We start from the raw sequence: 23421 nt of genomic DNA on the forward strand, positions 1-23421 counted from the left end.
ACGATTTAGATATCTCACTACTTCAGTTGAAAAGTTGTTTTAAAGGTCAAGAACCAAACGCGGACGGAACTCCGCTTCCAATATTTCCCGCTGACGAGCATCAGCTACAAATAAACCGGTCGACAAAACTTCGCCTATGGCACCATTGTCCGTAACCACCGCTACCTCTCTTTTCCCTTCCACCGGTTTTCCGTTCCGGGGATTGATGATATGTTTTCGCTCATACGAATCATTACCGGAAGTTGTGAGGCATTCATTCTGAAGAAGCAACTCCTGCGGTTCCCTCCCCTCTGGAACAGCGCCCTGTCCAAAACCGACCTTCCATCCATCAGCCAAGGGATGATGCCCCAAAGCCAATACAGAACTGTTTCCCATATTGATCAATGCATCCTTCACTTCATAATGTTGCAGTAATTTCCGTGTTTTTTCCAAAGCATATCCTTTCAGGAATCCGGAAAGGTTGATAGTCACTCCCGCTTGCAAAAAGAGAAGGGTACGCTCCTGAGGTGATAGTTGAACACTACGGATTAAACCGGGTGTATAGTCAGCCGAATGAATAGTTACATCAAAACATCCAGCGGTACGGGTATGGCAATCTACACAGAAAGTAAGCATATCATAAAGCTCGTGGCTGACCTGTTGCGGATGTGTAGAAGCAGTCCGGTTCAAATATGCCAGCTCACTATCCGCATCATAATAGTTGGCCATCTTTTCTAAACGGCACAGCATTTTGTACACCGCTTCGACTACCGACAGTAAAACGTCCTCCCCCTGCCTGCCACACAGCATTATATCGACACGTGTATGCATGGATGGAAACCAGGCATAAAGCAAGCCACCCCGGGAAGGTGAATATTTATAAAGATGTTGAATAACGTCCGGCATTTCCAAGTGTGTGTTTCCTAAAGAAAAATGAAAGGGCAAGCCGCAATTCTGCAACTCACCCTTTTCAAAGACATACTATTAATTACAACTCTTTGATCTTTATATTCTTAAACCAAACTTCATCGCCATGGTCTTGCAGAAGGATATTGCCGGATTCCCAATTACCGAAGTTGGGCCAATCTCTGTATTTGCTATATGCAACCAGTGCATCCCACATCTGGTTCTGGCGTGTGTATTCGATGAGCTTCACGCCATTCAGCCAATGCTCTACGTGGTCACCCCTCACGATAATCGTAGCCGTATTGAAATCTTTCTTGTTGAAAGGCTTGTCCGCCGGAGCGGGAATCAAATCGTAAAGTGAACCCAATGTGCGGTTTCCTTTCACACCCAATTTGGCATCGGGATGCTTGTCATCGTCAAGAATCTGGAACTCGCAACCGATAGCAGAACCGGCTCCCTTATTCATATCGGGGCTAACGAAATATTTCACACCACTGTTAGCGCCTTCAGTGATCTTGAAGTCTACCTTCAGGATAAAGTTCTTGTATTTTTTAGTGGTTACGATGTCGCCACCGTTGGCAGATTCAGCGCCACCGCTCTTCATCACTTTCAGAATGCCGTTTTCCATTTTCCAGCCCTTTTCAGGAAAAGAGTTCAACCGGGCTCCTCTCCAACCTTCCGAAGTCTGGCCGTCCCAAAGGAGCGTCCAACCTTCTTTTGCTTCGTTCGGAGAGATGGTATTGGGGATAACATTTATCTCCGGAGCTTTCCGATCCGTCTGGTAGCGCTCTACGTCTGTCGTACAAATGCGGATATTCTTCCAGCTGACTGTTTTTCCTTCATCGGCGGCATTACCGATAGCGTGTACTTGCAAAGCAATAAAACCGGCAGGGGTCATATCGTCCCAGATATTGGCACAAGGCACTCCATTGATCCAGGTAGCGATAGAATTACCTATAGCCTCGATACGGGCCTTATTCCACTCATTGTTCCTGAAAGCACTTTTAGCCGCCGGATTTTGTGTCAGCGGATAAAGCCAGTTACGACGGGCCTCATCATAGATGCCACCCGACCAGGCGCGCTTGGAGGGATCAATTTCAAACTGATAGCCGTGCACGCGTCCTTTTTGATAGTCTTTCCTGCTTTCACTGCGCAGCTGCACGCCCGAATTCAAGCCATCATCTACTTTGAAATCAAACTCCAAGATAAAATCACCATACGTCTTCTTTGTAGCCAGAAATGTGTTAGGCGTTCCCATCTTCGAAATGCCGACAATAGCACCATCCACCACCTTGTATTCGGCTTTACCATTCAGCTTCTTCCAGCCACTCAGATTCTTCCCATTGAAAAGAGGCTCCCAGTCCTGCGCTGAAACAACGGAGGCACAAAACACTAACAAAAGCAACAAATAATTCTTTTTCATATTGATATTTCTTCTATTGATTATTTAATACTATGCAATTACAGTTTATAGAACTCATCCCATCCCTTACGAGGCGGTACGCCGGTCAACATTGCATTCGCAAACTCATTATTCGTAATCTGCCTGGTGCGGGGATCAAAGAATATTTGCGTATTGAGACGTTGCGCAATCACTCCCAATGAGAATACCTGCCCCAGCACACCGTTAATTTCAAACGGTGAGCGGGTCTTTTCCTGTCCCATACAAGCCAACAGGAAATTTTCGAAATGATTCGACGGACTCTTAGGTACTTCCGGCAGCTTGCCTGCCATTTCCTTAGCCTTCTCCTCCGGGATTATGGAGAGTGTGCTGCCATGGCTTCCGCCCTTAAAGATCAAATCCTTTGTATAGATAATCTTTCCGGGATTCAATTGGGATACCGGCGTATCTCCCTGATTAGTTGAAGGGATATTAGGATCCAGACCGGATACACCATAACCGGCAGGGATAGGAGGAAGATTGTCCAGACCGTCATACCATGTAATGTCAACCGGCGGCATACCCTTACGTTGAGGGAAACGGAACAGGATAGTGGAAGAATAAGGGAAGAAATAGTCATTATGTCCGTTGGCGTATTTCATAGACACTTCGTAGGGCAATCCCAATTCCAGGAATTCGTGAACCGTATCCAGGATATGCGCACCCCAATCGCCCAGACAGCCCATTCCGAAATCGTACCAGCAGCGCCACTGTCCCAGATGGTAGTCTTTGTTATATTCGTGATAAGGAGTCACTCCCAACCAGGCATCCCACTCCATATCCTTCGGCAGTTGCTGGCCGGAAGGGAACTTATAGATATTGGTATCCCATTTGTGCCAGCGGCGGGGGTTATTCATATGTGCCGTCACAGCCGTTACATCCTTGATAATACCGGCATCCATCCACGCCTTGAACTGAAAATAGTTGGCTTCCGAATGCCCTTGGTTACCGACCTGCGTAGCCAGGTTCGGACGTTTCAGCGCAGCTTGCATCAGCAATTCTCCTTCATAGAAAGTACGTGCCAGAGGCTTCTCCACATACACATGTTTGCCTGATGCCAAAGCCAGCATACTGATAGGGAAATGTGAATGGTCGGGGGTTGCTATGGCTACCGCATCAAAATCATTGCCCGCCTTGTCAAACATCTGACGGAAATCGCGGAAACGCTTCGCCTTAGGATACTGGTTCATCACTTTCTGGGTGTGAGCGGCTCCCATATCCACATCGCACAGAGCCACGACTTCTACCATACCGGTACGGGCAAAATCACCGATAATCTGTTCGCCACGGTTTCCAATGCCTATATAGGCAATCTTCACTTTATCCGTCACTTTTCTTTGCGTCGTGGAGGCACGGGCTCCCAACACATCACCGGCTCCGAATGCCAGCCCGGCAGAAGCCATTGTCATCGTTTTCAAAAAATCTCTTCGTGTCGTCATATATCATTGGTATTAATTAAGTTACTGAATCTTGAGCATCTTCAGGCCGCATCTCTTTTCTTCAAAAACAGACTTCTTATCCCATAGAACAGAATACGCAGGATTGTCCAAAAGACATAAAGCACGCCCGAAAACGCGAGGACATAGAAAAAGGATGTCAGCATCTCCGAGAAAGGTGTCTCATAAGAAATTATGGCATACAGATTTGCCAGATTGCCGATAATGAAGCACGCCAGCAAAGTCAGCAGTTCCATCTTTTTCCGGCGGGCGGTAATGACTGTGTTTTTCATACGGCTTGAGGTGTTTTAGCTTGATGATTCAGGTAATTGATTTTATATTCATCGGGGAAGTATAGTACCCGTTCTTCCTGTAAAGCCTGATCGCCCAACAGGCAAAGCATACTTGCATAATAGCCCTCTTCGGCTATGCGTTCAGGCTGCCTACGGGTAATGACAGCCTCAACAAAAGCTTCTAATAACAAAGAAGTGCCATCCGATTTAGGCCGTTCTCCCAGAATGAATTCCCCTTTGTTTTCATTGGCGGTTTCCGGTGCCCAGCTTGTTCCGGCAAAAGGTAAGGAATCAAACACTTTATTCTCCCATTCGTTAATCATCTGCAAAAATCCGGGTGCGGGAGGGACACTTTCAAAGAAGTATTTGCCTTTCTCCGGTTCCACCGTCCCCAGATTACCCATGATCTGTTCTTCCAAACCATAGAATTTATTGGATATGACAGAATCAAATGTCATCTTCACTCCGTCATCGAACACATATATGCAACTTACATTATCATATACTTCCCTACCGTCTTTCCAATAGGTGATAGCCCCATGCCCCATCACTTTCTCGGGAAGCTTCTGCAGTGCCCAGCTCCCTATCTGTAACTGATGGCAAGCCAGTTCGGTCATCAGTCCTTTGGAATATTCACGGTACAGACGCCAGTTAATCAGACGTTCCAGGTCAGGTGAAGGCACTTCACGCCTCCAGTCTCCATTCCGGTTCCAGAAAGTACGGATGGCGTTTATCTCACCGAAAGTGCCGGCATGAACCATTTCCATGACCTTGATGTATCGCGGATCGAAAAGACGTTGCTGCCCGGTAAAAAATATTTTGCCCGTACTGATGTGCTTACTGTAAATGCGGAAACATTCTTCCATCGTAAAGCCTATGGATTTCTCACAGAACACGTGCTTGCCGGCATCAAAAGCATCCAGCACAATCTGGCAATGGGAATTAAGAGGGGTAGCTACCAGTACGGCATCAACGGTTTTATCTTCCAGTATTTTCCGGTAATCGTCATAAACTTTAGCTTTCGGAGCCAGTTCCAGTGCTTTTTCAATAGAAGGCTGGTAGATATCGCACAATGCCACAATTTCTACTTTAGGATTCTGTACCAGGAAGCTCATCAAAAAACGTCCTCTTGAACCCGGACCGATGATAGCCAGACGGCACTTTTCACCGGATGTCTCTACAACTTCCGAAAAGACAGAAAGCCAAGGGCTCGCTGATAGCAGCACTCCGGCTCCAATCATCCCTATATCTTTCAGAAACTCTCTCCTGCTGATCAATGTATTTTTCATAATAAAATCTTTAAAATAAAGCCTATTTCCCGTCTTTTTACTGAAAGCGGAACAGCGATATAAAATGACAGTCCAAAAATAGCAAAATTCTGAGATATAGAGTATAAATATTTATCCAAACAATGCGAAAATAGTACCAATCGCCCTTGTTGTCACTTTATAAAGTCCTTAGGCAGAACTCCGAACTGCTTCTGGAAGCATTTTGTGAAGTAAGAAGGAGTATTGAACCCAGTCATGTAACACACTTCATTGATCTTACATTCTCCTTCCTGTAACAGCTGTGCCGCCTTCTTCAGACGTTCCAGACGAATGTAATCATTCGGGGTCAAATCCAATATCCCTTTTATTTTCCGGTTCAGGCTCGAACGGCTCATATTCAGCAGGCTCGCCATATCATCAAGACAGAATTCAGGATTTTGCATATTGGCCACAACTACTTCTTTCAATGTTTTAAGAAAGGTTTCGTCTGCTTTAGTCATCGCCATACTGTTAGCTTGTACAAAAGGAGAATGAGCAAAAGAAACTCGCAACTTCTCGCGGTTACTCAACAAGTTAGACACACACACTCTCAGGTATTCCACAGAGAACGGTTTTTCTATGTAAACGTCCGCACCAAGCCTCATACCTTCTATTTTTGCTTGAAGGGTGGTTTTAGCTGTCAATAATATAATGGGAATATGACTATAATCGAGTTCCGACTTCAGATGTTCACACAGTTCCAATCCATCCATCTCGGGCATCATAATATCAGAAATAACCAGATTGACCGTATGTTCTCCCAATACTTTCAATGCTTCTATACCATTGACGGCTGTCAGCACCTGATATTCCGATGACAATTGTTTGGTCACAAACAACCGCATCTCCAAACTATCTTCTACAACCAACAGAGTATACCGACATTGTTTACGACCGGTTCCCGGTTCCCCTTCTCCGGATGATTCTTCATTCATTACCGGTTCTTTTCGCTCTATTGTGACAGTTTGTACATGCCTCAGCGGAAGTGATAACAGGAAACAATTACATTCCATGGAATCTTCCATATATAATGTACCTTCATGCAGTTCGGCAAGCAAACGGGCTAATGCCAACCCAATACCGGTACCGGATACGGAGCTCAAGACTCCCTCCTTATACTGGATGAACGGCTTAAAAATCTCTTCACGCATTTTTGCCGGAACAACAGGACCGTCATTACAAACCGAAAACAACAGTTTGTCTTCTTCCATATACAGCCTAACGCGGATATAAGTTTCAGAATACTTGATAGCATTGGAAAGCAGATTACTGATAATCTTGGTCAATCCTTCCTTATCGACCGAAGCATACGCCGTTTCGGGAGAGTCAATAACAAATTCCAATTCTTTCTGACGTGCCGAAAGCCTAAAACGCTTACACGTCTTTTGCAGGATATCCGACACATCACATTCCACAAAATTCAGTTGAAATCCTTGCGTCTCCGTTTTTCTGAAATCGAGCAACTGATTGACCAGATCGAGCAGCCGGTTCGTATTCAGGTCCATTATCTCCAAATCATCCCTGATTTCATCGGATACCGATTTGGACGACAACACATTCTCAAGCGGACTCTTTATAAGTGTAAGCGGTGTACGTATCTCATGAGCTACATTCGTGAAGAAATCTATTTTAGCCGTGTACAGTTCCCTCTCCTTCTCACGCTCAAACTTCTCCATGGTCTGCTGATGCTTCTGTTGGGTCCTCCTCCTAAAATAGAAAATAACGGCAACCAGAGAACATAAAGCCAATAGTACATAAACGACATAGGCCCAGGTAGACAAATAAAAAGGAGGTCGAATACGTATTTTAAGCACACGTTGCGCTTCATTCCATTTACCGTCGCTATTAGATCCCTTTATACGCAACGTATAACTTCCGTAAGGCAGATTGGAGTAATTGATCATGGAGTTCCTACCTACCGTATACCATTCACTGTTAAAACCCTCCAGTTTATACTCTAACCGATTCATCTCGGGAGCCTGATAACTTAAAGCGGCCACCTGAAGAGAAAAGGAATTCTGATTGGCATCAAGTTCTATTTCATCTGAATAAGTGATACTCTTCTTCATGGGAGAATCCGGGCTATCTACCGATAACCGCTTGTTGAATAAATAAAAATCAGTAATGACCACCGGAGGAAGAAAAGTATTCTCAACAAAAGTTTCAGGGTCAAAAGCTATAAATCCATTGATACTCCCCAAGTAAATACATCCTTTCTTGTCACAATATCCGGACTGGAAATTGAACTGGTTGCTCAACAATCCGTTGGCCATGGTATAGACATGCTTGCTCTCTGTCTCCGGATTGAAGCAAACAAGACCGTTATTAGTCGTAAGCCAGAGATTTCCCCGCTTATCCTCCACCATCTTATAGATAGTATTACTTGGAAAACCTTTCGACATATCATAGCGGGTGAAGTTATCCGTCTCCGGATTATAACGGCAGAAGCCCTCGCCCAAGGTCATAAACCACAGGCGTTTTCTGCTGTCTTCATAGATACTGATCACCTTATTGTAAGAGAGCGAAGCGGAATCTTTTTCATTCGACAGGTAATTCTTCCACTTCTGACTTCGGACATTGTAGCAAAAGACTCCATTGGAGAAAGTAGCAAACCAAAGATTACCGTTGAAATCCTCCAATATATCATAAGTAAACATACTCTTCAATTCAGCAATACGTGTAAAATCGTCAGAAGAGCGGTTGTATTTCAGTAGACCGGCCGTTGTACCGATCCAAACATCGCCTATAGTCGTTTTGCAAATGGTAAAAGCATCATTAGCAGACATTGAGTTCTGAGTTTCACCTCTGGAATAATGTTTCACTTGTCTGGTATGCAAATTCACCCGGTTTAATCCACCCGAAAAGGTACCCACCCATAGATCATCTCCATCCAGGCAAAGTCCATGAACATTCTTGTAAATGGCAGGATGATCAAAAGGCACTATTTTACCGTTTGTAGGGTCATAATTGAATAGCCCCTTATCTTCGGTACCTATCCACAACGTACCGTCATTGCTTTCGCATATTTCTCGCACTCGACGCCCGAAGTTCCTGAGATCATCCCTCGGATAGAACTTCTCAAAATAAGTCCATTGATACGGATAATAGTTCACACCACCGAAATATGAACCTATCCACATACCATTTTCCTTATCGCGGCACAGTGAATAAATGGCATTATCCGACAATGCATAAGAATCATCCTGATCAGGAACCGACAGATGTGTCACCTTATCATTTGCCAGGTTGTATATATACAGGCCAGACTCCGTACCTACCCACAGCTCGTCATCGGATTTGAACTGCAACACGCGCACATAGGCGTCCAGTAATCTGCGAGTTTTACCGGTGGTAAAGTTTATCTCAGTCAATCCATTAACCGAAGCTATATAAACGCAATTGTGCGGCCCCCTGACATGCCAGTTGATGATATCTCCTTTAAATATCTCATTACCATCTGCATCCTTAAAAGGTTGTAGCGGCTCCTCTAAATTATCCTTTGTGTAGTAAAGATTGTCAGCATACAAAGCCAACCAGCAGATATTTTCGTTAAGCCAGAAACGAGCTACATTGGACATACCCGAATCATACAGATAATTCCGCAACTTTTTCTCATGATTGTAGCAAAACAAGCCCTGATTCTCCACCGATATCCAAATATTATCGTATTCATCGCTTCCAATCATGGTTACGAAATCTTTAATGACAGTTCCTTTATCACTCGTCTGATTGAAAACTGTGAAAGAATCAAGCACCGGATTATAGATAAAGACTCCCCCATCCGTCCCTATCCAGATATTCCCTTCATGGTCTTCATAAAGTGCAGTAATGAAATTCTTGCCTAAACCGGAATTTTCCTTTTTGTATACGCAGTAGGATAGACCATCATAACGGTTCAGACCGTCTTTAGTCCCAAACCACATAAAGCCTTTTCTGTCCTGCAAAATCTGATATACCGTATTTTGTGAAAGACCGTTCCGGATGTCCATTGTCTTAAAATAGTAATGAACAGCATTTTGTGCATATGACGGCAACGCCGTCAATATGCACAAATAAAAGAAAAGCTTTATAATCGTTCGGCTCATAACCTCCTCCTTCCCGGAAGATTACTTTTTCAACGAATTACAGATACGTGTATTTATTTCTTTAGCCAGCTTTTCATCCAGCTTAATAACCTTACGGTCATAGGTCATCAGGCCATTCACTTCCACTTCCACGTCAGTAGTTTGTGTATAGACAGCTGCTGAGAATCCTCTGTCTACCATCTTATACAGCATATCGGCATACTTCACATATTCATCCGTAGCTTCCTTGGAAGAGTTAAACTGAACATAACCCCAGTTGCGGTTCGGCTCCCAGATATGATCCTTCAGAACAAGACCGATACCACCGTATTCACCCAGGACAGTTGCACGCTGAGCATCATACAAGTACATTTCAGGTGCCGGATAATTATGCAGATCAAGCATGTCACCACAAGTATAATGATTACCGCCACTTGCCGGATTCACCAAACGGGTTGGATCATATTGTTTCGTCCATTCAGCAATTTCAACGGTCTTAAACTGTCCCCAAGCCTCATTAAATGGCACCCAGGTACCAATGCAAGGATAAGAATACAGACAATCCATTATTTCTTTCCATTCTTTGCGATAATAAGCTTCTGATTCGGCTGAACGCTTCATTTCCGTACCGTCAAAGTACTTCCGGTTCTGCCATTGCGGACCACGGTCACCACTCGGCATGTCTTGCCACACGATGATTCCAAGCTGGTCGCAATGCGTATACCAACGGGCAGGCTCTACTTTAATATGTTTACGGATCATATTATAACCGAAATCTTTTGTCTTCTGAATGTCGTATAGCAAAGCTTCATCCGTAGGAGCCGTATACAGACCGTCAGGCCACCAACCTTGATCAAGCGGACCAAACTGGAACAGTGCTTCATTATTCAGTTCCAAACGTACGATACCATTGGCATCCCTGCGAGTGGAATATTTACGCATAGCCGCATAGCTATCCACCTTATCTACAATCTTATTCCCCTCTTTTAAAGTAACTTCCAAAGTATAGAGAAAAGGAGAATCAGGACTCCACAGTTTTGCATTTTCAGGCATCTCCACTTCTACAGGTTCTCCATTTATACTCTTACCGGCAGCAATTAATTGATTACCATCATACACATTCACCTCTACGAAATCTGATGTGCTGTTGGCGTTCAGTTCAGCTTTTACCGTTAACAGGTGACGGTCAATATCAGGAGTAATACGAAGATCTTCAATATGTTTACCAGCAACAGGTTCCAGCCATACAGTTTGCCAGATACCCGTTACAGGAGTGTACCAGATACCTTCCGGTCTGCTGACTTGTTTACCACGTGGTTGAGGGCCTCTGTCCGTAGGGTCCCAAACCTTTACGACCAAGCGATTGCTGCCTTTAGTTGACAAAGCAGGAGTTATATCAAAGGAGAATGGAGTAAATCCTCCGGTATGACTTCCAACCTTAATATCGTTCACCCATACATCGGTTTTCCAGTCAACGGCACCAAAATGTAACAGAACCTGTTTTCCTTTCCAGGCTGAAGGTATCTCAAAGCTCCGTTGATAGATTACTTCCTGATTTTCGTTCACTCTCTTTCCCACTCCGGACAAAGACGATTCTATAGCAAAAGGTACGAGAATCTTGCCTTCAAAATCAGTTGGGATACGTCCACCTTTATCAATAACAGCATAATCCCACAAACCATTCAAATTTTTCCAGTCATTACGCTGCATGATGGGCCTTGGATACTCGGGCAATACATCGGAAGGATTGATCTGTTCTGCCCACTTTGTCTTTATTCTATCTCCGGCCGGTTTCCATTGAGCCGAACTCTCCAAAATAAAAAACGTTACTAAAAATAACGAGATGAATAATTTTTTCATGGTATGTAACTCTATTTAATGTTTGGAAGCAAAGTTAGCCACAAATTCATTTTCAGAATAACGTAATTGACTCAATAAATGCAAGAATCTTTCCATTTATTCGCTAAGATAGAAAGATATATAGGAAAAACACACTAATTGGCGAGATCAATAGCAAGAAATTAAATAGACGGGAGATTATAGAAGAATGATATAACAACCAGAATCATGAAGATACTTCCAGTCTGAATGGATACTACATAAAATTCCTTATATTCAATAAATTTTAAACATCAAACCAATACACTTTCTTATTATCGGCATTATCTCTGACATCTATATGTACCCACGAAATAAGAATACCCTTTTGCCGATGCTCAAAACGAATATTACAAGGCAATTCATCAGCAAATCCTTCGATTTTATGCCTTGCATCCTCCGCAGTTATGCCACAATTCGCAGGTAGCAATATATCAACGGCCTTACCTTGTATATGAGCCGAAATGTATGGGCTCTTATTATTCTTCACAAGATCGCATAGATGACATCTTAGTCCTCTTTGAAAGGTCCCCATTTTGGGTTGATTAATAGTAAGAGGCAAATTCAGCCTTTCACGGATAATATCCAGAGTTTTCTTTAAGTCTTCATCTAAAAAAGACCAGATTTGTTCCTCCGAATAGTGCTGCATCACATGGTTGCAGACTAATTCCTGAATCTTAAAATGCTTGCATTTATACACACTCATAGTAATTACTTTTTAAAATTAACAATTGAAACTTCCTTGCCTGTCAGGTAATCTGCCGTTTCAAAGCATTTGCATATCCCTCGATAATCAATTCCAGTCCATCCGTTAATTCTTGTGGCGAAATAACAATCTCCAATTTTCCCACCGTAGCATTTTCTGATATTTTTTTATTAGGGAAGCTGATCTGTAGTTCATCATTTATAACTTCCAAGGCAAATTCTGCCGTCACAGTAGCCTTCTCTATTTTAGAAGCTGTAACAGGCACCAATGTGATTAAAGGGACCTGAACTGTTGTAGTAATAACTGCTCCGGTATCATCCAAAGCAGGATATTCAAGTTGCACTATCTTCGGAACCAATGCCCCTTTATTTTTCCCCTCCCCGTCAACAGGCTTTTCAAAATACTTATCCAGCAAACCTTCATTCTTATCCATCAGTGAGTCGCTGGCACTTACAATGGCATGATGGATAGCCTCTACAAACAATTTAAAGCTAATCATATCGATGAATTTTATGATTCGACACTATGCTATTTTACTTTTTCTGAGGTGCTATCTTCTTCAACTTTTCAAAGTTGTCGACTGCCTCACTCACTACCGAGCGGCTTTCCGACGCTAGCCCAATCGCCGCTTGACAGTTAGGGCATGAAAATTGTACGCCTTGGATTAGTAAATGCAAATCAACGGGTATTTGAGTCCTGCATACCGGACATGGGATATATTGATCTATCATACTTCTATTCTTCTTTTTCCGACTGTTTATCTATCTTTTGTATGGGCTGTATCGATTTCGTATACAAATCAAGTAAAGTCAATACTCCTTTAGGCAAAGGTAATCTGCCCGCATGTATATTCACTTTAAGACGGCTTGACAAAGTGCTATCATATTGTTCACGGAAGTTTTTCTTATATTCCTGTTTGGCCGGAGCAATTCTTCCATTCAGAACCGCCTTCTTCTCTACAAGCTGCACATCCGCATTTACTTGCGATTTATAATCATAAGAACCCACTGATGTGATTTCCAAATCAAAATCCACATTGATCTTATCAATTGCAAGAGAATTTAAAGGCAATAAACACAGTAAAGGAACCTGAAAAGCCATTTTGTTGATAGAGATGTATCCCGGATCAGTCGGTTGTTTCGTATGATCAACAACCGGCTGAGTCAGCACCATCTCTATCATAAGAGGTTGTCGCAAGTCACTTCCCTCCTCTTTTGTGAAGCAATAATCAAGCAAGAACTGAGCCTGCCCGGTCAGCATCATAACATTGGCTTTCGAGGCCGCCACCAAAGGTGCGCCAATGATTGATTCAATGTTAAGCTCCGCCCCAAATTGAGGTTTGAATGTACCTTGCTCGTTTTCAGACATAATCGTTTATTTCGACTTGATATTAAACTTCCTTGATAATTCTACATATTAAGTTTATCACCAATATTTACTTAATCTTCTTTTTTTGCAGGGGTCAATGATATAGGTTGAATTGCTTGTGTAAATGCTTCAATTATTGTATTTACTCCTTTAGGAAGCGGCAGTTGACCTGCATGTACATTTACCGTATACTTGGCAGAATTGCTCTTTTCATAATGTGTATTATGAGTAGCAGAATCCTTTGAAGAATAACTGGCTGATCCTTTTATAGATACAGATAGCGGTCCCCAACCCAATTTAGTTTCAAAGCTACCGGAACCTGAACTCGCGCTTTCAGACGTTTTGTTATCATCTTCAGAGAAACTTGATTTTACTTCCATTTCAAAATTAATATCCACAGTTTCCACAGCTAATGAATTAATTGGCAGAATAGTCAAAAGAGGCAAAGTGAATTTTGTAGAAGCAGGGGTAACAGAAACCTTTCCATCTTTATCCTCTGAAATAACACTTCTAGTAAGAATCATATCAATCATGATAGGCTCATACTGGGTCGGAATGTCGTTCCCATCTTTATCCTTCTTCGCCATATTGAAACAAGTATCCAACATAAATCTTGTTTGAGTAAGAGCCATTGCAGAATTCGCCTTAGCGGCTGCATTCAAAGGACCTCCGATTAAGCTTTCCATTGGCAGCCCGGAGAATTGCTGCGACATCGATAATAAATTTGTATCCATAATAATGCGTTTTGAAGAAGTTATTAAATATGTTAACTAAAACTCAGAAGTCTCTTAATCCATCTTTTTATGCATTCGAATAAGCGAGCAAAAAATCCTTTTTCCCTCTTAGGCTTTTCCGCCGGATAAAAACTAATAGTAATGCGTTCACCCATATGTCTTTCACACTTATCTGATTAATAATGTGACAAAGTTAGTGACATAAAAGCATAAAAAGAGAATATAAGCGATAACATCTAATTTTTACAATTAGCTATTTATCACTTACTTACAAAGAGAAGTAATAACAATCTTCAAAAAGCAGGCTAATTAGCAACCTTCAATTTTATCCGATGCCTCCTTTGAGCCACAATTTGCTTATTGACATTCCCAAAGCAAAGAGCAATAGTAAAATCATCTAACCCACAAATTGAGAGGCATGAAAATAGACAATCGTCTTCCGTATATTTAGGATAGGTTTGGTGCAGATACTCTATATAATCCTTGTATATCTCCATAATAGTAGAACGAAGTTTCTTCTGCTCATCTTCCAATAAAATACGTAAATCCTGTTTGTTTTTAGTTTTGTCTTGACGGCTAAGCCGTTCTATTGTTTTATAAATAGATGTCTCTTTAAAGATCACATTGCATAATTGCGCCTTTTCATCAGCCAATTTTCTGATTTCATTTTCTTTCTGAGAAAGCAGTTTTTGAGTTTCTTCTTGTTTATCCCTCAATAAAGAAATATAATACTCAGTCTCTATCGCATGTACTTCCAATAAAGCCTGATCGTATTTATGCTCCTGTTCGAGAAACTTCTTCCGCTGCTTTGTACGCTGAATATACCAGACTAGGAAAAGAATCACGAGTAAACAGAAAACGATCAGATAGATAAATGGAAACTGCATCTTCACTATTACTTTAAAAAATTCGGTTATCTGACAACAAAGAAAATAAAAATATAGAAAAATAGCAATATATATTTCAAAAAAAGCTGACTCATAAACCTACATTGTTCATTTGATTCGCTACCTCTTTCTATTCTGTTACCCGCAGAAGCACAACACTCACATTATCTCTACCACCTGCCGCCTTTGCAGCTTCTATCAGATTGATTGCAGTAGGTTCTTGTTGAAGAACTTCTTCAATCTGATCATCTGTAAGCATATCACTTAAACCATCGGAACAAATCAAAAAGAGATCTTCATCCAATAATTGGCCGGTTAATTCGGTGAAATCGGCAAAAGCAGATGTTCCGGCACCCAAAGAGTTATATATTACGTTGGATGGAGTAGTCATATCTCCGGTCAGTTCCCGCATAGAATGGTCCGATGAAAGCTGTTTCAGAATACCGCCACGATAACGATACAGGCGGCTATCTCCGATATTCACCATATAAATGTTCTCTTCATAACTGAACATGCCTACAAAAGTGGTTCCCATTCCCTCGTATTGAGGAAGTTCAACGCCCTTGTTTGTTATCAGAGCATGAGTTTCATTCACCCAATTCTTTATCTCGCCGAACAGCGCCTCATGGGAAAGTCCGGAAGGAAGATCGGTAATAAAACGGTCGAATGCCTGGGTAGCCAACTCACTGGCAAATTCTCCACCTTCGTGTCCACCCATACCATCCGCTACAAAAGCCGTAAAACGAGCCCGAGGAATGAGTTCAAACTTTTGTTCGTATGTTTCGTCACGATAAAGTCCTCCATTGAAAAGTATCATATCTTCATTATTGGTACGTATACACCCTATATCACTGGCAAGCTGACATTTTAATAATAACATAAGGCTATTCTGCGATTTAATGATTACAACCTACAATTAAATTATCTCTATTCCATCCGATTCTATTCAACCTTGAAATCAAGATTGGCTATACGAACGATATCTCTGATGTTAAACACAGCAGGCACATTCGGCGAAAGACGGTTACCGTTGACAAACGTACCATTGGTAGAATCCAGATCCACTATTTCCCATTGTCCGGATACACTCTTCTGTAAGCGGGCATGGGTACCGGAAACATATCCCTGAGAAGCGAATGCAGATACATAATCACCCTTTCTACGCCCAATCACAGCACCATTTCCCAAACCTAAACGAATGCCTGCGGCAGAACAAACCAAACGTACAGGAAGTGGAGGTGCGGATACTCCCGGACGCATTGTCTTTTCAGGCTCAGAGGAAGCCGGGCATACGTGAACAGGTCCGGAAGGTTCCGGTGCAACAGCCTTAGAGGGAGCCGGACTCACAGAAGAAGCCGGGGAATTCACGGAAGAAGTCGAAGGATGCACAAGTGACACGACTTGATTTGCAGCGGATACTAACGGCTGACCGCACTGCGTGCATCGTTTCCCCTTTCCAAACACATGGCATTGAGGACAAATATACAGTTCGACACCGCATTGGTCGCAATAGTAACTATCACTTTCTATTTCAACTCTGCACTTGGGGCAGTTGACTAATATACTCATTTCTTTAGTGATTAACGATTAGTGATTCAATTATCCTATATCCTCAGGTAACAATATGCTGTAGCTTGCCGGATCAAAATCAGGACGCTCCATTTCGTGACGAAGACGGGAGCTCTGGTTCTTCTTCACCCGATCGAAATAGTTATTTACTTCACGGGCATTGGCAAAATTACGTTCACGACGATTATATAAGTCCGTAAAGTAAACATGCATGGCATTTTCTGCCTCAGAAGTCAGTGTAAGCTTATCCTTTTTCACCTTCATCTTAAAAATTTGCGCCAATTCATCAGGATTATAGTCCTCGAAATGAATCACCTTGGTAAAGCGGGATTCCAAACCGGAATTCGTATCAATCCATTGGCGGATCTCACGCGGATACCCGGCAGCAATGCAAACCATCTTCCCCTTATAATCAAGCAACATCGGCAAAATGGTATTCGTAGCCTCCTGCCCGAAGTTATCGCCCATCAGTGAATAAGCTTCGTCAATAAAAAGCACACCACCCACCGCACGCTTCACAACGCGTGCCGTCTTAGTGGCAGTCTGTCCCACATAGCCTTCTACCAGGTCCTTACGGGTTACTTCCAACAAGCGATTGCTGGGCAATACACCCAATGAGTAGAAAATATTTCCCATGATACGTGCCACAGTAGTCTTTCCCGTTCCCGGATTACCGACAAAGAGATAGTGATCCACTACACCCTGGAATTTCTTACCCATAGCTTCCGCCTTAGCACGCTCCACTTTGATATAATCGGAAATTTCCTTCACTTCACGTTTCACGCCAGATAATCCGATCAATTGGTTCAATTCCGCCATGCACTCTTCTTCATTGATCATCTTTGGCGGATCATACGGAATATCCTCCGCCTCGATGGTCAGGTACATTTCGCAAGTCAAGGTCTGTCCTCCGGCATGTAGTTGTGCCAGTCGGTTGGCACGGCGGGCTTTGGTTTTCTCAAAGAGTTTCACCATTTCTCCGGCATTTCCAAAGTTCTCATCTTTCGATGTCACCATTTCATCGACTAACTTAATCAGCATCTCTTCTGCATCCGGTGTCAGTGTATTCCCTTTCTTCCTGATAAGAGAGCGATAAATACAGATCAACTGGTCTGCCGAGTAGTCCTCGATATGCAGAAAATTACTAAACCTGCGCCGGAAGCCCGGATTGGCATTATTGACAAATTCCTCCATTTCAGCGCGATAACCGGCACAGATAACCACGAATTTCCCGGCATCCTTCACCATTCGGGTCATTAGTGCCTCCACGGCTTCCACTCCAGTCTGGTCCTTACTTCCACCCGCACTGATAGGCATCAGGGCATAGGCTTCATCTATGAAAAGAATACCGCCCATTGCTTCGTCACAAGCCTTATCCACAAGTTTGGCCGTCTCATTCTGATACGTACTTATCAGATGTTTACGTTCTTTTTCCACGACTTTATCGGTAGGCAGCAGACCGATGGCTTTAAAGACCTCTCCCAGTTTGCAGGCAATGGTAGTCTTACCTGTCCCCGGATTACCCGTCAGCACAATGTGTACAGGAGTCACCTCAGCGTCAGCAATACCCATTTCCATCATCTCCTTGTCCATGGCTATCTTGTTCGCCAGCGCACGTATTTCCGCTTTTACGCTGTCCATACCGACAAATTCGTTCAGCTCAGTAAGTACAGCGTCCAGACTCTTGATATTTCTGCTTTCTTCACCTTCAATATCGGCACGCGTCAGTACATGCACCATAGACGCATCATAATCTGGTGTACCCTTCAATTCCAGCAACCGGACTCCCTGATTCTTGATTGCACGATCCATTGCGTTCCGTACCTCACGGGCATTACCGAAATTGCGTGTACGGGTCAGGTACATCTTCGAGAAGTAATTACGGATAAATGCCTCGGCCTCTTCATCCAGAGTCAGATGCTCTTTCTTCACCTGTCGGCGGAAGATTTCCGTCAATTCATCGGCTTTATAGTCGCGGAAAGTCACCGTTTCATTGAAACGGGAGGCCATCCCCGAGTTGGATCTCAGAAATTCTCCCATCTCCTTTGTATATCCGGCAGCAATAGCCACAAACTGCCCGCGACGGTCTTCTACCAGTTTCAGCAACGTATCAATTGCCTCCTGGCCGAACTGGTCATTATCACCTTGCTTCAATGTATAGGCTTCATCAATGAACAGCACTCCGCCCATAGCCATATCCACATATTTTTCCACCGCCAAAGCCGTCTGACCCACATACCCTGCAACCAGTTCCTTACGTGAAACTTCCACCAGCTGACCGATGGGCAGCACTTCCAGTGAATTCAGGATATCAGCAAAGATACGGGCAATCGTAGTCTTCCCCGTCCCTGGATTACCAAGGAACAGAAAATGATCTTTGACTTCCCGTTTAGCTCCGGCACCTTTCCGTTCCCGTTCAAAATCTATCTTATGAATGATTTTCTGCACCGTTGCCTTGATTTCATCGATACCGACAAACTCATCCAGCTCTGCCATGATCTCCTCATAACTCTTCTGCCGGAACTCTTTACCGGGAATATCCTCAGGAATGGCTACCGATGCATTCGGATCGCGCTTGATAGTATTGGCAAAGATATCAGCCGCTTTTTTCACAGCCAAATGCCCGTTCCCGAAATCATCTGATTTCTGCCGCATTTCATTCTTAAACACACGTTCCAATTTAGCATCCGCTTCCTCACTCAATGCAATCCCATAACGTTTTTTGAGTTCATGGATACAAAGCTGCTTCAGTTCCTCCATACTGAAATCTTTCAGATCGAAGTAATACTCAAAGCGATTGCGCACATCAGGATTGGATATCAGAAACTCTTTAAAGGCCGATGAAAGCCCGGAAAGAATGACTATCGGATCATTGTTCCACTTATCCATACAGCTGAACAGCTTATCAAGCTTATTGATATCATTGGCTGCACCCGAAGGCAAAAGCTTCTGCACATTTTCAATGCAAAGAATACCCCCTTTCAGGTCGGCGGTATTCTTTTCCCACTCTTTGGCAAACTCCTCATAATCCACCGCATCCACTACTTTCATGGCAGGCTTCTTGATAATACCACTGGAATACAATAGTTTTTGCAACACTCCTGCCAGTTTGGTTTTACCAGTTCCGGTATTTCCCGTAATAATCATATCCATGCCCAGACGAATGGAAATGCCACTACGCTGTGCACGCAAAGCGAGCGACTCACAAGTATTTACCAAATCCTGCAACTGGTTCTTGACAGTTTCCATCCCCACCAACTCACGCAGCGGTTCGGTAGCTTTAGTAACCACATTGGTACCACACCATTTGCAGAAAACAGCGTTTTCACGGTTCGGCTTATTACATTTCGGACAATTCATAGTCATCTTCATTTATCAGTTCTCTACATCTGCTTTCGCTTTTTTGAAACTGAAGTTCACTTGTTTCTTGGTCGTATAATTCTCATAAGTACCTTCAAAAGCATCCATTCCATCGCCGGTGAACGTACCGTTATACTGCCCGTCGAGAGTACCGTTCTTGTATACATCGTCAAAATGGATAGTATTCGCAACGGTATTCACGGTGCCCGTCAGTGCTTCGTTGGTCAGATTCGTATATTGCACATGTATGGTAGCTTTCAAGCCATCCGAATTTGCTGTCGTTATGTTCAGCGTAGCATTACGTCCTTCAAACGTACCCTCCCATGTACCTGCCAGTTCTTTAAGCTTTCCATCGTTTTGCAGAAAACGGGAGGCATCCAGACCGAATGCCGGAGTATATTGCACAAACAGATAGGCCAGCCAACCCACCACCACCATGGAAAGTACAGCACGATAAGAAAACTTACGGATACAATCTTTCAGATATTTAGCATATTGCGCCGATTCACCGCCAATAGAAGACTCAAAGTGTGTTCCTACACTCGCCTTAAAAGCAAAATGTAATGGTTCCAAGCCTGTTTCCTCAAAACCGGGATTCAGCAAATGATCATGCAACCTCCGCTCAACCGGAAGCTTGAAATAACAGCTTTTCATCAGATAATAAGCCAGCAGGAGCAAAAGTCCAGCCAGTACATAATGAGCATAAGGCATGATGAGATCCAGCACAAAATATACTGTATAGTAGATAATTGTCCCCACAATAAAGCCTAAAATAACACTTCCGATAAGATTCTCAAAATCAGAAGTCACAAAAATAAGAATACCGAAGATGATACCCATCGCCGCAATGGAACCGACAGAGAAACCGGACAACGGGTTTTCTGCGAACGGAAGCCCGTAGAAACATAATGCAACCGCAAAAGCCAAAATAGGAATGAAACACAGTATTCCCAGCAAGACACGCATCACCGTCAGCGTCCTACAACGCAAACGCACTTTCCGCAGGTTCTTATTCACAAAATCAGTGGCAATACGGAAATTGGAAACATCTGTATCTTTACTATCTATTTTTTCGATGAATTCAAGATATTTCACCGTTTCCTGCTCATAAGCGAATTTGGGAGAAAGATTCTTCAACGGATTCTCCTGAAAGAAAGTAGTAAGCCAGTCTCTCAAATATCCACTCTCCAGCTCTGCCTTAACTTCTTTCGATGGAATGGACTTTAATTCATCCAAATCAGTGATACTCTTATCGCTATCCTTGAAATAATAATAAGGAAGAGAGCCCAATCCTTTAATCATCTTAAAGGTGGCGATGATCCAGTTATAAGGCCCCGCTTTCCGGAGATTATCTTTGGATTTCAGTTCAAAGCAATAATTTATCCATTCAATCTTATCCTCATACACACCCTTAGACTTCAGATAGAAATAGAGCCGCGAACCTTTCAGACTTGAGAGCATACCGAGAATATAATCGGCATATTCATGATCCGGATCATTCTTCGGTGTATTCTTGTAAACCATCAACTGTTGATTGATGAATTGGGCTATTTGAGTATGCGTGAAATAATAATTATTTGCTGTCTCGTCCATTTGCAGGGTGAAGGAAACTTTAGGACTCAAATTATAAAGTACACCGTAAGTTACCGCAGCATCCGATGTACTGAAGCCTTTCAATTGAGTACGTATCTTCCCTACCAATCCTTTATCACGGCCTGCCAACCATATCAGGAAAGACTCTTCTGCCAAATCATTCCACGAGTCGGCACTCAACATATGATTATAAGCATAATGAAGAACTTCTTCCGGTGTATTGCAACGCCCCAAATTCCCCTTTTCATCGATCAATTCATAAGGACGTGAAGGATCAAGTTCATAGATCAAACGCCATAAAGCCTCCCTTTGGCGATCTTTTTTATTAAACAAGGGAGCTTTATCCGTAAGCCGCTTCAGATCGTGCGCATTAAAAAAGAGAAACAGGGGATCGTTCGCATTCGCCAAGGTAGTCTGGTAAGTGTTGAAATTCTCAATGAGAGATTGCGCTATTTCTTCGGCGGTAGTCCGCGGACGTCCCTTGACATCATAATAGGGCATATCCACATTGAGCGTATAACAGGCGGCATACAGCCCGGCAGTCTGGTCTTTCGGATAGCGCTTTTCTACAATATCTTCGATTTCCGAAACCAATTCCGGCCGCTGATTATCATTCAGCCATTTCGTAAGTTTACCGGTATAGAGATATTTAATGGCAAGATTCTGATCCTGTCGCATAAAATCAGCCAATTGTTCGGGTGAATGTGCTATCTTATTCTTTCCGGCATTAAAAATAATACTGAAACGACGTTTACTTTCCTGCCCGACAAAATCACTGAATACATCCTCTCCCCGAGCCCAACGAACGATTTCGGTAAATCCACAACGTTTTTCCGGTTGAGGTGCGGTCAATGCTTTTATTAATTGCAGCGTTCGTCCCGATAAATCCGCAGGAAAAGACAAATCTCCCGTACGTTTACGCTTCATCAGTTCAAATTCTCTTTCTTTAAACTCTTTCTCGCCCATCCACAGACAGAGCAAAACCATACCAAGAGAGTAAAAATCACTCTTCGTGTCAATCTCCACCCGATTCTCACCGGGAACCGTATAATACATTTCGGGAGCTGCATAAATGCGGGTACGAGCCTGGTCCGTACGGGCAACTCCATTCTGATCGCATCTTACAGAAATACCAAAATCCCCCAGCAGTACCTGGTTCTGATTCTCATCGGTAAAAAAGAAATTACCCGGCTTGATATCCCGATGAATAAACCCATGCTTATGGCAGAAATCAATGGCGGCAGCAGCTTGTTTAGCAATTTCACAAAGCCTTCTTTCGTCTCCTTTCAGATTTATTTTATCCAAAGAGCCTCCTTTACAGTAAGTCATTACTTCATAATGCCTCAATTCACCGGAAACACGCGGATTATCCCACTGACCATGATCTATGATATCCACTAATAATCCCGAGCGCGGAGTTTGTCTTATAATTTCAAGTATATGATGATTAGGAGGCGGTTCAATGCCAACATAATAGAGTTTTAGTACGTACTGCTTTCCCTTATTTTCCACCAGAAAGATCTGAGCTTCTCCCGTCCCATCCGATATTACCTTTATAACCCTGTAATTCAAACCTTTAATAAGATATTCCGTATCATGCTGGCGAGTGATAGCCTCAATCGCCTTTTGCTGTTCGGCACGTAAGGTCGCATCATCTACCGAAACCGGACGCAACGTCTTATCCTCCATTCCACCGGGATGCAAAGTTTTGTCAATGTTAGCTACACCAGGGCGCAAGGTCTTCTTACTATCATCTTCCGGGCGAAGAGTTTTTTCTTCTTCACCAGGACGAAGAGTTTTCTCGGCTTTCAGGGCAGGGCGCAAAGTTTTATCACCGTCCGCACTACCAGGACGCAGTGTTTTATCACTGTCTCTCAAGTCGCTCATAATTCTATATAGT

General features: G+C 43.1%; 16 protein-coding genes. All 16 read right to left on the reverse strand.

Annotated elements, in window-relative coordinates; translation table 11 throughout:
• Positions 1-39: 39 nt before the first annotated feature.
• Positions 40-885, reverse strand: a complete 846-nt coding sequence (locus tag VYM24_RS04660; protein ID WP_330941590.1) for an FAD:protein FMN transferase — start codon at positions 883-885, stop codon at positions 40-42.
• Positions 886-967: 82 nt separating this feature from the next.
• A complete protein-coding gene (locus VYM24_RS04665; RefSeq protein WP_330941591.1) occupies positions 968-2308 on the reverse strand; it encodes a 3-keto-disaccharide hydrolase in 1341 nt (446 codons plus the stop codon).
• Positions 2309-2346: 38 nt separating this feature from the next.
• Entirely contained in the window at positions 2347-3765 is a 1419-nt protein-coding gene (locus VYM24_RS04670) for a Gfo/Idh/MocA family oxidoreductase (protein ID WP_299090578.1), read from the reverse strand.
• A gap of 41 nt (positions 3766-3806) precedes the next feature.
• Positions 3807-4055, reverse strand: coding sequence for a hypothetical protein (locus VYM24_RS04675; protein ID WP_291549647.1), 249 nt, complete (start codon positions 4053-4055; stop codon positions 3807-3809).
• A complete protein-coding gene (locus VYM24_RS04680) occupies positions 4052-5344 on the reverse strand; it encodes a Gfo/Idh/MocA family protein (protein WP_330941592.1) in 1293 nt (430 codons plus the stop codon). The genes VYM24_RS04675 and VYM24_RS04680 overlap by 4 nt, the downstream gene beginning before the upstream one ends.
• Positions 5345-5496: 152 nt before the next feature.
• Positions 5497-9447: a two-component regulator propeller domain-containing protein gene (locus VYM24_RS04685; RefSeq protein WP_330941593.1), complete on the reverse strand. Its 3951-nt coding sequence runs from the start codon at positions 9445-9447 to the stop codon at positions 5497-5499.
• 21 nt (positions 9448-9468) lie between these two features.
• Entirely contained in the window at positions 9469-11286 is a 1818-nt protein-coding gene (locus tag VYM24_RS04690) for a glycoside hydrolase family 2 protein (protein WP_299090588.1), read from the reverse strand.
• 265 nt (positions 11287-11551) lie between these two features.
• Positions 11552-12010 (reverse strand): hypothetical protein, encoded by a 459-nt coding sequence (locus tag VYM24_RS04695; protein WP_291549654.1) that lies wholly within the window; start codon positions 12008-12010, stop codon positions 11552-11554.
• Between the two features lie 43 nt (positions 12011-12053).
• Complete coding sequence (locus tag VYM24_RS04700) at positions 12054-12509, reverse strand: DUF2589 domain-containing protein (RefSeq protein WP_291549656.1); 456 nt, start codon at positions 12507-12509, stop codon at positions 12054-12056.
• 236 nt (positions 12510-12745) lie between these two features.
• Complete coding sequence (locus VYM24_RS04705; protein ID WP_291549658.1) at positions 12746-13378, reverse strand: DUF2589 domain-containing protein; 633 nt, start codon at positions 13376-13378, stop codon at positions 12746-12748.
• Between the two features lie 71 nt (positions 13379-13449).
• Positions 13450-14112, reverse strand: a complete 663-nt coding sequence (locus VYM24_RS04710) for a DUF2589 domain-containing protein (RefSeq protein WP_291549661.1) — start codon at positions 14110-14112, stop codon at positions 13450-13452.
• A 305-nt stretch (positions 14113-14417) separates the two neighbouring features.
• Positions 14418-14999, reverse strand: coding sequence for a hypothetical protein (locus tag VYM24_RS04715; protein ID WP_291549662.1), 582 nt, complete (start codon positions 14997-14999; stop codon positions 14418-14420).
• 130 nt (positions 15000-15129) lie between these two features.
• Positions 15130-15879 (reverse strand): PP2C family protein-serine/threonine phosphatase, encoded by a 750-nt coding sequence (locus VYM24_RS04720; protein ID WP_291549664.1) that lies wholly within the window; start codon positions 15877-15879, stop codon positions 15130-15132.
• Positions 15880-15941: 62 nt separating this feature from the next.
• Positions 15942-16568 (reverse strand): double zinc ribbon and FHA domain-containing protein, encoded by a 627-nt coding sequence (locus tag VYM24_RS04725; RefSeq protein WP_291549666.1) that lies wholly within the window; start codon positions 16566-16568, stop codon positions 15942-15944.
• Positions 16569-16598: 30 nt separating this feature from the next.
• Positions 16599-19928, reverse strand: a complete 3330-nt coding sequence (locus VYM24_RS04730) for an AAA family ATPase (RefSeq protein WP_330941594.1) — start codon at positions 19926-19928, stop codon at positions 16599-16601.
• A 15-nt stretch (positions 19929-19943) separates the two neighbouring features.
• A complete protein-coding gene (locus VYM24_RS04735; protein ID WP_330941595.1) occupies positions 19944-23408 on the reverse strand; it encodes a protein kinase domain-containing protein in 3465 nt (1154 codons plus the stop codon).
• Positions 23409-23421 lie beyond the last annotated feature (13 nt).

The sequence above is a fragment of the Bacteroides sp. MSB163 genome (assembly GCF_036416795.1).
Lineage (GTDB): Bacteria > Bacteroidota > Bacteroidia > Bacteroidales > Bacteroidaceae > Bacteroides > Bacteroides maternus.

What these genes read in the sequence shown, in the direction of transcription:
- VYM24_RS04660 (WP_330941590.1), bottom strand. Translation starts at nt 885, where the DNA reads ATGCCGGACGTTATTCAACATCTTTATAAATATTCACCTTCCCGGGGT.
- VYM24_RS04665 (WP_330941591.1), bottom strand. Translation starts at nt 2,308, where the DNA reads ATGAAAAAGAATTATTTGTTGCTTTTGTTAGTGTTTTGTGCCTCCGTT.
- VYM24_RS04670 (WP_299090578.1), bottom strand. Translation starts at nt 3,765, where the DNA reads ATGACGACACGAAGAGATTTTTTGAAAACGATGACAATGGCTTCTGCC.
- VYM24_RS04675 (WP_291549647.1), bottom strand. Translation starts at nt 4,055, where the DNA reads ATGAAAAACACAGTCATTACCGCCCGCCGGAAAAAGATGGAACTGCTG.
- VYM24_RS04680 (WP_330941592.1), bottom strand. Translation starts at nt 5,344, where the DNA reads ATGAAAAATACATTGATCAGCAGGAGAGAGTTTCTGAAAGATATAGGG.
- VYM24_RS04685 (WP_330941593.1), bottom strand. Translation starts at nt 9,447, where the DNA reads ATGAGCCGAACGATTATAAAGCTTTTCTTTTATTTGTGCATATTGACG.
- VYM24_RS04690 (WP_299090588.1), bottom strand. Translation starts at nt 11,286, where the DNA reads ATGAAAAAATTATTCATCTCGTTATTTTTAGTAACGTTTTTTATTTTG.
- VYM24_RS04695 (WP_291549654.1), bottom strand. Translation starts at nt 12,010, where the DNA reads ATGAGTGTGTATAAATGCAAGCATTTTAAGATTCAGGAATTAGTCTGC.
- VYM24_RS04700 (WP_291549656.1), bottom strand. Translation starts at nt 12,509, where the DNA reads ATGATTAGCTTTAAATTGTTTGTAGAGGCTATCCATCATGCCATTGTA.
- VYM24_RS04705 (WP_291549658.1), bottom strand. Translation starts at nt 13,378, where the DNA reads ATGTCTGAAAACGAGCAAGGTACATTCAAACCTCAATTTGGGGCGGAG.
- VYM24_RS04710 (WP_291549661.1), bottom strand. Translation starts at nt 14,112, where the DNA reads ATGGATACAAATTTATTATCGATGTCGCAGCAATTCTCCGGGCTGCCA.
- VYM24_RS04715 (WP_291549662.1), bottom strand. Translation starts at nt 14,999, where the DNA reads ATGCAGTTTCCATTTATCTATCTGATCGTTTTCTGTTTACTCGTGATT.
- VYM24_RS04720 (WP_291549664.1), bottom strand. Translation starts at nt 15,879, where the DNA reads ATGTTATTATTAAAATGTCAGCTTGCCAGTGATATAGGGTGTATACGT.
- VYM24_RS04725 (WP_291549666.1), bottom strand. Translation starts at nt 16,568, where the DNA reads ATGAGTATATTAGTCAACTGCCCCAAGTGCAGAGTTGAAATAGAAAGT.
- VYM24_RS04730 (WP_330941594.1), bottom strand. Translation starts at nt 19,928, where the DNA reads ATGAATTGTCCGAAATGTAATAAGCCGAACCGTGAAAACGCTGTTTTC.
- VYM24_RS04735 (WP_330941595.1), bottom strand. Translation starts at nt 23,408, where the DNA reads ATGAGCGACTTGAGAGACAGTGATAAAACACTGCGTCCTGGTAGTGCG.